This is a genomic window from Nocardia sp. NPDC004573, from assembly GCF_053602135.1.
The window spans coordinates 143,864-154,029 of sequence record NZ_JBSGDA010000019.1 but is presented as its reverse complement, the minus strand read 5'-3'; the positions used below and the strand labels follow the sequence as shown (position 1 = coordinate 154,029).

Here is a 10,166-nt window from a genome sequence, read left to right as displayed (position 1 = left end):
TCCACCGACCGACGCAACGCCAGCGCCACCCGCGACTCCGGACCCACACCCAACGAAACCAGATGACGGGCAAGACGATTCACCCGCGCGTCGAGCGCACCGTAGGTGATCGACTCGCCGTCCTCGGTGACGAGCGCGACCTCCTTCGGCCCGGCCGCGACCGTGGCGTCCAGCAGCGACACCAGCGTGGCGGAGGTGTCCACCGACTGGGCGGTCGCGTTGCGCGCGGTCAGCAGCTGAGTCCGCTCGGCGGCCTCGAGCAGTTCGAGGTCGCCGACCGGGGTGCGCGGCGCGGCGACGATCTCGCCGAGCAGGCGCGCGAACCGGTCCACGAAGCCCTGCACCGTGGCGCGATCGAACATGTCGGTCGCGTAGGTGAAGAACCCGGTGATGCCTTCGGGCACGCCGGCGTCGTCGTAGCGGTCGGTCGCGATCAGGTGCAGATCGAACTGGGACAGCTCGGTGTCGATGTCCAGGCCGGACACGCTCAGGCCGGGCAGCTCCAGCGCGGACTGCGCCAGGTTCTGGAACGACAGACCCACCTGGAACAGCGGGTGCCGCGCGGTCGAACGCACTGGGTTGAGCACCTCCACCAGGCGCTCGAACGGCACGTCGGCGTTGGCGAACGCCTGGATGTCGGTCTCGCGCTGGCGGGCGAGCAGCTCGGTGAACGCCTCGCCCGCCTCGACCCGGGTGCGGAACACCAAGGTGTTGACGAACATGCCGATCAGGTCGTCCAGCACGGCCTCGCCACGACCCGCCATCGGCGTGCCGATCGCGATGTCATCGGTGCCCGACAACCGGGCCAGCAGCACCGCCAGCGCGGTGTGCACGACCATGAACAGCGTCGCGCCCTCCGCGCGCGCCAGTTCGATCAGCGCCTGATGGGTCTGCGCGTCCACTCGCAGCTCGACCTTGCCGCCCGCGAACGACTGCACCGCCGGGCGCGGCCGGTCCGAGGGCAGGTCGAGCTGATCGGGCAGTTCGGCGAGCGCTTCGCGCCAGTAGGCGACCTGCTTGGCGGCCAGCGATTCCGGATCGCTCTCGTCGCCGAGCAGCTCCCGCTGCCAGATGCTGTAATCCGCGTACTGGACCTGCAGCGGCGCCCAGTTCGGCGCCTCGCCCGCCGCACGCGCGGCGTAGGCGATCATCAGGTCCCTGGTCAGCGGGCCGACCGAGGAGCCGTCACCGGAGATGTGGTGCACGACCATGGCCAACACGTAGTCCACCGGCCCGTCGGCTCCGGTCTGCGCGCCCTCCCCGGCGAGCTGGAACAGCGCGACCTTCACCGGCACCTCGGTGGTGACGTCGAAGATCGTCGAGGTCAGCGCCACCACGGCGGACTCGATCTGCGACGGCGCGACCACCCGCACCTCCAGGCGCGGCACGGCCTGGGCGGGCGGCAGGATGACCTGCACCGGCCCCGCCTCGGTCTGCGGGTAGACCGTCCGCAGGATCTCGTGACGGCTCACCAGGTCCGCGATGGCGGCGCGCAACGCGGCCACGTCCAGCGCGCCCGACAGCCGCACCGCGATCGGAACGTTGTAGGCCGCCGACTGGGTGTCGAACCGGTTGAGGAACCACATGCGCTGCTGCGCCAGCGACAGCGGAATGTGCTCCGGCCGCGGACCCGCCGTGAGCGCGCGGCGGCCGCCCATGTCGGCGTGCTGCTCCACCCGCACCGCCAGCGCGGCCACGGTGGACGCCTCGAACAGCAGGCGCACCGGCACCCGGGTGTTGAGCGCCTCGCCCAGGCGGGCGGCGACCTGCGTGGCCAGCAGCGAGTTGCCGCCCCACGCGAAGAAGTCGTCGTCCAGGCCGAGACGCTTGGCCTCGCCCCCTTCGCGATCGGAGATCCGCAGCACCTCCGCGAAGGTGTTCGCGACGATCTGCTCGATCGGCGTCACCGGCGCGCGGAAGACCGCCTTCTCGAAGGTGGGCTCCGGCAGCGCCTTGCGGTCCAGCTTGCCGTTGGCGTTGAGCGGCAACGCCTCCAGCCCGATCAGCATCGACGGCACCATGTACGACGGCAGCTCGGCCGACAGCGCGGACTGCAGCGCGCGCTTGTCCAGCGTGCCCGTGCGGGTCACCACATAGGCGACCAGCCGGTCGCCGATGCTCGGATCGGTGTGCGCGACGACGGCCGCCGCGCTCACCATGTCCTGCCGCAGCAGCGCCGCCTCGATCTCACCGAGTTCGATGCGGAAGCCGCGGATCTTCACCTGGAAGTCGGTGCGGCCGCGGTAGTCCAGTTCACCGGTGGCGCTCCAGGCCACCAGGTCGCCGGTGCGGTACATCCGGTCACCCGGCGCACCGAACGGATCGGCGACGAACCGGTCGGCCGTCAGATCGGAACGCCCGAAGTAACCGCGCGCCAGCTGCGCACCGGCGAGGTACAGCTCGCCCGAGACGCCGACCGGCACCGGCCGCAAACGGGAGTCGAGCACGTAGACCCGGCTGTTCCACTCCGGCGCGCCGATCGACACCGACGCCTCGTCGGCATCGGTGACCAGGTGGCTGGTGATCGACACCGCCGCCTCGGTCGGACCGTAGAGGTTGTGCAGTTCGGCGGCGTTGTGGCGGCGCAACCGCTGGGCGGTCGCCGCGGGCAGCGCCTCGCCGATGGCCAGCACCCGGCGCAGCGAGTCCGACAGGCGGCCACCGGATTCGGTGAGCAGCGCGTCCAGCATCGACGGCACCACATGCAGCGTGGTGACGCCGGTGGCGCGCATCAGCTCGTTCAGGTACGCCGGGTCACGGTGCCCGTCGGCGGACGAGATCACCAAGCGGCCACCGGACACCGCGGCCGACCAGAACTCCCAGACCGATAGGTCGAACGTCGCCGCCGTCTTCAGCAGCACCGCGTCGTCCGCGCCCAGCTCGAAGACGGTCGTCTCCCACTGCAACTGGTTGACGATCGCGCCGTGCGGGACGGCGACGCCCTTGGGCTGACCGGTCGAACCGGAGGTGAAGATCACGTACGCCGTGTTCGCCGGGGTCAGCGCACCCGTGCGCTCGCCCGCGGTCACCGTGGCGGCCGCGTACTCGGTGAGGTCGAGCGCGTCGATCTGCACGACGTCGGCCGCCGCGGTGTGGAAACCGTCCCGGCCGGTGGTCAGCACGCACACCGGCGCGGCGGTGCCGAGGATGTAGTCGGTCCGCTCGGCGGGCTGATCGGGATCGATCGGCACGTAGGCCGCACCGGCCTTGGCGACGGCATACATCGCGACCACGAGATCGCTGGAGCGGCGGATCGCCAGCGCGACCCGGTCCTCCGGTCCGACGCCGCGCCCGATCAGGTAGCGGGCCAGGCGGTTCACCCGCCCGTCCAGCGCGGCGTAGGTCAGCTCCCGGCGGCCGGTCGGCTCGTCGGCGACCAGCGCCACCGCGTCCGGAGCCGCGGCCACCGTGGCGTCCAGCAACGACACCAGCGTCGCGGTGCGCGTGGAGCCCGCGGAACGCGCCGCGAGCAGAGCATCGAGATCGTATGCGGTGTCGTTCCACGCGGTGAGGATGCGCTCGCTCTCCTCGGGCGCGAGCAGATCGATCTCACCCACCCGCACCGTGGCGTCGGCCAGCACGGCGTCGAGCACCCGCAGGAACCGGTCGGCGAAGCCCTGCACCGTGCTCTCGTCGAACAGGTCGGTGGCGTAACCGAATTCGGTGATGATCTCGGCGGGCGTGCCGTCCTCGGCGTACCGGTCGTACAGCGTGACGTGCAGGTCGGTCTTGGCCAGCTGCGAGTCGAAGTTGACCGCGCTCACCGTCAGGCCGGGCAGCTCGAAGGTGGTCTCGGCCAGGTTCTGGAACGACAGACCCACCTGGAACAACGGGTTGCGCGCGGTCGAGCGCACCGGGTTGAGCACCTCGACCAGGCGCTCGAACGGCACGTCGGCGTTGGCGAACGCCTCCAGATCGCGTTCCTTCACGTCGCCGAGCAGGTCGGCGAACGAGTCACCGGCGTTCACTTCGGTTCGGAACACGAGGGTGTTGACGAACATGCCGATCAGGTCGTCGAGTTCGCGTTCGCCGCGACCGGCGATCGGGGTTCCGACCGCGATGTCGTCGGTGCCGGACAGCCGCGACAGCAGCACCGCCAGCGCCGCGTGCACCACCATGAACAGCGACGCGTTGTGCGCGCGCGCCAATTCGTGCAGGCGGGCGTGCCGCTGCGGGTCGATCTCGAAGCGGATCGCCTTGCCCTGGAACGACTGTGCGGGTGGGCGCGGCCGGTCGGCGGGCAGTTCCAGCTGATCGGGCAGGCCGGCCAGCGTGGCCGTCCAGTACGCCACCTGACGGGCGGCCAGCGATTGCGGATCGTCCTCGGAACCGAGCACCGCGCGCTGCCACAGCGCGTAGTCGGCGTACTGCACCGGCAGCGGTTGCCACTGCGGCGCCTCGCCCTGCACGCGCGCCACGTAGGCGGCCATTACGTCGCGGGCCAGCGGACCCATCGATGAGCCGTCGGCCGCGACGTGGTGCACGGTGAACGCGAGCACATGGTCGTTGTCCGAAATACGGAACAGCGCCACCGCAAGCGGCACCTCGACGGTCACGTCGAACGTGGTCAACGCGAATCCGATGACGGCGCCGAGCAGATCCTCCTCGGCGACGTCGATCGGGCTGAGCGCCGCCGCCGACCGGTCCACCGGACGGATCACCTGGTGCGGGCCCTCCGCCGACCGCGGGTAGGTGGTGCGCAGCACCTCGTGGCGGGCGAACACGTCGCCGATGGCCTGTTCCAGCGCCGCCACCTCCAGCGTGCCGGACAGCCGGACGGCCAGCGGGATGTTGTCCACCGCCGAGGTGGCCGTGTCGAACTGATTGAGGAACCAGTACCGCTGCTGCGCCGGCGAGAGCGGGATGCGCGCCGGGCGCTGCGCTGCCTCCAGGCGCGGCCGGTCCCGGCCGGAGCCCGCGTTGTGCTCCACGCGCGCGGCCAGCGCCACCACGGTGGACGCCTCGAACAGGTCGCGCACCGCCAGCCGGGTGTCCAGGGCGGCGCCGAGCCGCGCGGTCACCTGGGTGGCCAGCAGCGAGTTGCCGCCGAGTTCGAAGAAGTCGTCGTCCAGCCCCACGCGGGCGACGCCGAGCACGTCGGCGAAGGTGCCCGCCACGATCTCCTCGATCGGGGTGGACGGGGCGCGGAACACCTTGGCCTCGAACACCGGGGCGGGCAGCGCCTTGCGGTCCAGCTTGCCGGACGCGTTCAGCGGGAACGCCTCGAGCACGACGAACGCCGACGGCACCATGTACGCGGGCAGCTCGCCGGCGAGTTCGGCCCGCACGCCTTCGATGTCCACCGCACGTCCCGCGGTCGCGATGACGTACGCGACCAGCTGGTCGCCCAGTCGATCGTCCGAGCGCACGACGACCACCGCCTGGGCGATCGACTCCAGCGCCGTGAGCGCCGACTCGATCTCGCCCAGCTCGATGCGCAGACCGCGCAGCTTCACCTGGAAGTCGGTGCGGCCCAGATACTCCAGCTCGCCCTTGTCGGTCCAGGTGACCAGGTCGCCGGTGCGGTACATCCGCTCGCCCGGCGCGCCGTAGGGGTTGGCCACGAACCGGTCGGAGGTCAGATCCGGACGCGCGACGTAGCCGCGGGCCAGTTGCACGCCCGCGAGATACAGCTCACCCGCGACACCCACCGGCACCGGGTGCAGGCGCGAATCCAGCACGTACACCTGGGTGTTGAACACCGGAGCGCCGATCGGCACCGACACCGCGTCGGCCTCGGTCACCTCGTGGAAGGTGACGTCGACCGCGGCTTCCGTCGGGCCGTACAGGTTGTGCAAGCGAGCCCCGGTCAGCTCGACGAGCTTCTGCGCCGTCTGCGCGGGCAGCGCCTCACCCGAGGCGAAGACGTTGCGCAGGCTGGTGCACTCGTCGGCGGCCGCATCAGGCCCGGAGGCGGTAGCTTGCGTAACCACGGAGGGCCCCGCGGCCGCCGCATCCAGCGCAGCGACGAACACCGAGAGCATCGACGGCACGAAGTGCGCCGTGGTGACCTGCTCGCCGGTGATGACCTGCACGAGATAGGCCGGATCGCGATGACCGTCCGGCTTCGCCACCACCAGGCGCGCGCCGACCTGCAACGGCCAGAAGAACTCCCACACCGACACGTCGAACGTCGCGGGCGTCTTCTGCAACACCACGTCGTTGTTATCCAAGCCGTACTCGTCCTGCATCCACACCAGGCGGTTGACGATCGCGGCATGCGAGACCGCCACACCCTTCGGGCGGCCGGTCGAACCGGAGGTGAAGATCACGTAGGCGGTGTTCGACGCACGCAGCGGCGCACGGCGATCGGCGTCGGTGACCGGCTCGTCGGAGTAACCGGCCAGGGACACCACGTCGATCTCGATCGCCCGGGTCGCCCCCGCGTCGAACCCGTCGCGGGAGGTGGTGAGCACACACACCGGCTGCGCGGTGTCGAGCACGTACCGGCTGCGGTCGGCCGGGTGGTCCGGGTCCAGCGGCACGTACGCGCCACCGGCGACGCTCACCGCGTACATGCCGACCACGAGGTCGATCGAGCGGCGCATACCCAGCGCGACCATCGAATCGGGGCCGACGCCCAGCGAGATCAGATGGCGGGCAAGGCGGTTCACCCTGGAAGCGAACTCGGCGTAGGACAGACTCGTCCCCTCGAACGTCACCGCGGTTGCGTCCGGCGTCCGCGCGAGTTGCGCGGCGAACATCGACACCAGGGTGGCGGCCGGGTCCACCGGGTGCGCGGTGTCGTTCCACCGTTCGAGCACCTCGGTGCGCTCGACGCTGTCGAGCAGCTCGACGTCGCCGATGGCCACGGACGCGTCCGCGGCGATCGCGCTCAGCATCCGCACCAGCCGCGACGCGACGCCCGCGACGGTGTCGGGGTCGAACATGTCGGTGGCGTAAGCGAATTCGGCGGTCATGCCGTCGGCCGCGCCCGAGGCGTCGAAACGGTCGGAGAGGTTGAGATGCAGGTCGAACTTGGCGGTCACCACGTCCAGCGGCATCCCGGCCACTTCCAGGCCGGGCAGCTCGAAGGTGGCCTCACCGGTGTTCTGGAACGACAGCATCACCTGGAACAGCGGGTGGCGCGCCTGCGAACGCGCCGGGTTCAGGATCTCCACCAACCGCTCGAACGGCAGGTCCGCGTGCGCGAACGCCGCGAGATCGGTGTCCTTGGTGCGGGCGAGCAGTTCGGTGAACGGCATCGCGGGATCGACCGCGCTGCGCAGCACCAGCGTGTTGACGAACATGCCGATGGCGTCGTCGAGCACCGCCTCGCCGCGGCCCGCGACCGCGGTGCCGACGGCGATGTCGTCGCTGCCGGACAACCGCGCCAGCAGCGCGGCGAACGCCGCGTGCACCACCATGAACAAGCTGGCGCCGTTCGCGCGGGCCAGCGCGTTCAGCTCGCGCAGCAACCGCGCGTCGAGCGCGAACTCGTACACGCCACCGCGGTTGGACGCCACCGCCGGACGCGAGCGGTCCGACGGCAGATCCAGCTGATCCGGCAGTCCGGCCAGAGTGTCGGACCAGAACGCGACCTGCTGGGCGATCAGCGAGTCGGGATCGCCCTCCGACCCCAGCGTCTCGCGCTGCCACAGCGCGTAGTCGGCGTACTGCACCGGCAGCGGAGCCCAGGCGGGCGCCTCGCCGCGCGAACGCGCCGAGTAGGCCACCATCACGTCGCGGGCCAGCGGGCGCACCGACCAGCCGTCGCCGGAGATGTGGTGCACCACGAACACCAGCACGTGGGTGTCGGGCTGTGAGCCGTCCATCGAGCCCGCGATGCGGAACAGCTGAGCGCGCACCGGGACCTCGGCGGTGACGTCGAAGCCGGTCAGGACCAGTTCGCTGATCCGCTCGGAGATCTCGGCCTCGGACACCTCGATCGGGGTCAGATCGATGGCGCTGTGCCCGGCGGGCAGCACGACCTGCACGCCCTGGCCGTCGGCGGTCTCCGGGTAGACGGTGCGCAGCACCTCGTGCCGGTCGACCACGTCGGCGACGGCCTGACGCAGCGCCTCGGTGTCCAGGGTGCCGGTGAGCCGGACCGCGAGCGGGATGTTGTTCACCGCGGTCTGGTTGTCGAACCGGTTCAGGAACCACATCCGCTGCTGCGCCAGCGACAGCGGGATCTTCGGCGGACGCGGGCCCGCCACCAACTCGCGGCGGCGTCCGGTGCCCTGGTGCGACTCGACTCGCGCGGCCAGCGCGGCCACGGTCGGCGCCTCGAACAGCGTGCGGACCGGGATCCGGGTGTCCAGCGCGGCGCCCAGACGCGCCACCACCTGGGTGGCGATCAGCGAGTTGCCGCCCAGCTCGAAGAAGTCGTCGTCCAGGCCGACGGGGCGATCGGCGGCCCGCGCCAAGCCGAGCACCTCCGCGAAGACGTCGGCGACGATCTCCTCCACCGGCGTCGAGGGCGCGCGGAATTCCCGCGCCTCGAAGACGGGTTCGGGCAGCGCGCGCCGATCCAGCTTGCCGTTCGGGTTCAGCGGCATGGCGTCGAGCACCACGATCGCGGCGGGCACCATGTACGACGGCAGCTGCGCGGCCAGGTGCGCGCGCACTGCCTCGACGTCCACCGTAGCGCCGCCCGCGGGCACGACGTAACCCACCAACTGGTCGCCGGTGTGCGCGTCGGAACGCACCAGCGCGACCGATTGGGCGACCGATTCGTGCGCGGTCAGCGCGGTCTCGATCTCGCCGAGCTCGATGCGCAGACCGCGCAGCTTCACCTGGAAATCGGTGCGGCCCAGGTACTCGATCGCGCCGGTGGCGTCCCGGCGCACCAAGTCACCGGTGCGGTACATCCGCGTGCCGGGCTCCCCGTACGGGTTGGCCACGAACCGGTCGGCGGTCAGATCGGCGCGACCGAAGTAGCCGCGCGCCAGCTGATCGCCCGCGAGGTACAGCTCACCCGCGACGTTCGCCGGCACCGGGTGCAGGCGCGAATCCAGGACGTACGCCTGCGCGTTCCACACCGGCAAGCCGATCGGGACAGCGCCGTCCACCTGGTCGGCTACGGGTGCGTGCGTGGCGTGCACGGTGAACTCGGTGGGGCCGTAGAGGTTGTACAGCGCGGCGTCACTGACCCGGCGGATGGCCACGACCGCGTCGGCGGTGAACGCCTCACCGGCGACGAACAACGTGCGCAGCGAGGCGAGCGCGTCGGCGTCGGCCGGGTCGATGGCGCCGGCGAAGACGGTCAGCATCGAGGGCACGAACGAGGTCATGGTGACCCGCTCGGCCGCGATCACCTCGGCCAGGTACTGCGGGTCGCGGTGCCCGTCCGGGCTCGCCACCACGATCCGGCCGCCGGTGCTCAGCGGGCCGAACAGCTCCCACACCGACACGTCGAACGTGGCGGGGGTCTTGAACAGCACCACGTCGTCCGCGCCGATGCCGTATTCGCCGGTGATCCAACGGATCTGGTTCACCACCGCCGAGTGCGGCACGGCGACGCCCTTGGGACGTCCGGTCGAACCGGAGGTGAAGATCACGTACGCCGGATGCTGCGGGCGCAGCGGCGCGATGCGCTCGGCGTCGGTGACGGGAGCGTCCGCGTAACCGGACAGGTCCAGCTCGTCGATGCGCAGCGTGGCGCGGCCCGCGCCGTCGAACGCGTCGCGCGCGGTGGTCAGCACGCAGACCGGATCGGCCGAGTCGAGCACGTAGTGCACGCGGTCGGCGGGCTGGTCCAGATCCAGCGGCACATAACCGCCGCCGGCCGCCTGCACCGCGTAGGCGGCCACGACCAGGTCCACCGACCGGCGCAGGCCCAGGGCGACCAGCGTCTCCGGACCGACGCCCGCCTCGACGAGGCGGCGCGCCAGCCGCCGCACGCGAGCGGCGAATTCGGCGTAGGTGAGCGACGTTCCGGTGGCCGGGTCGACCACGGCGACCGCGTCCGGGGTGGCCGCGGCCTGCGCGGCGAACTCCTCGACCAGCGTGGTCGCCGGGCCGAGGTCGCGGGCGGTGTCATTCCAGCCGCGCAGCGCCTGCGCGGTCTCCTGCTCGTCCAGCAGCGCGAGGTCGCCGATCGGCCGGTCCGGCTCGGCGGCGACGGCCCGCAGCAACCGGCCGAAGCGCCGCCCGAACTCGGCCATGGTGGCCGGGTCGAACAGGTCGGTGGCGTAGATCAGCTCGGCGGCGATGCCCGCGCC

General features: G+C 71.4%; 1 protein-coding gene (cut by a window edge). It reads right to left on the bottom strand.

Going from position 1 to position 10,166, the window contains the following annotated elements; all coding sequences use genetic code 11:
- Positions 1–10,166: part of a non-ribosomal peptide synthase/polyketide synthase coding region (locus tag ACWEKR_RS25985; RefSeq protein ID WP_452356683.1), annotated on the bottom strand (this coding region is incomplete at its 3' end). Its footprint extends 25,140 nt past the window's final position; the window shows 10,166 of its 35,306 annotated nt.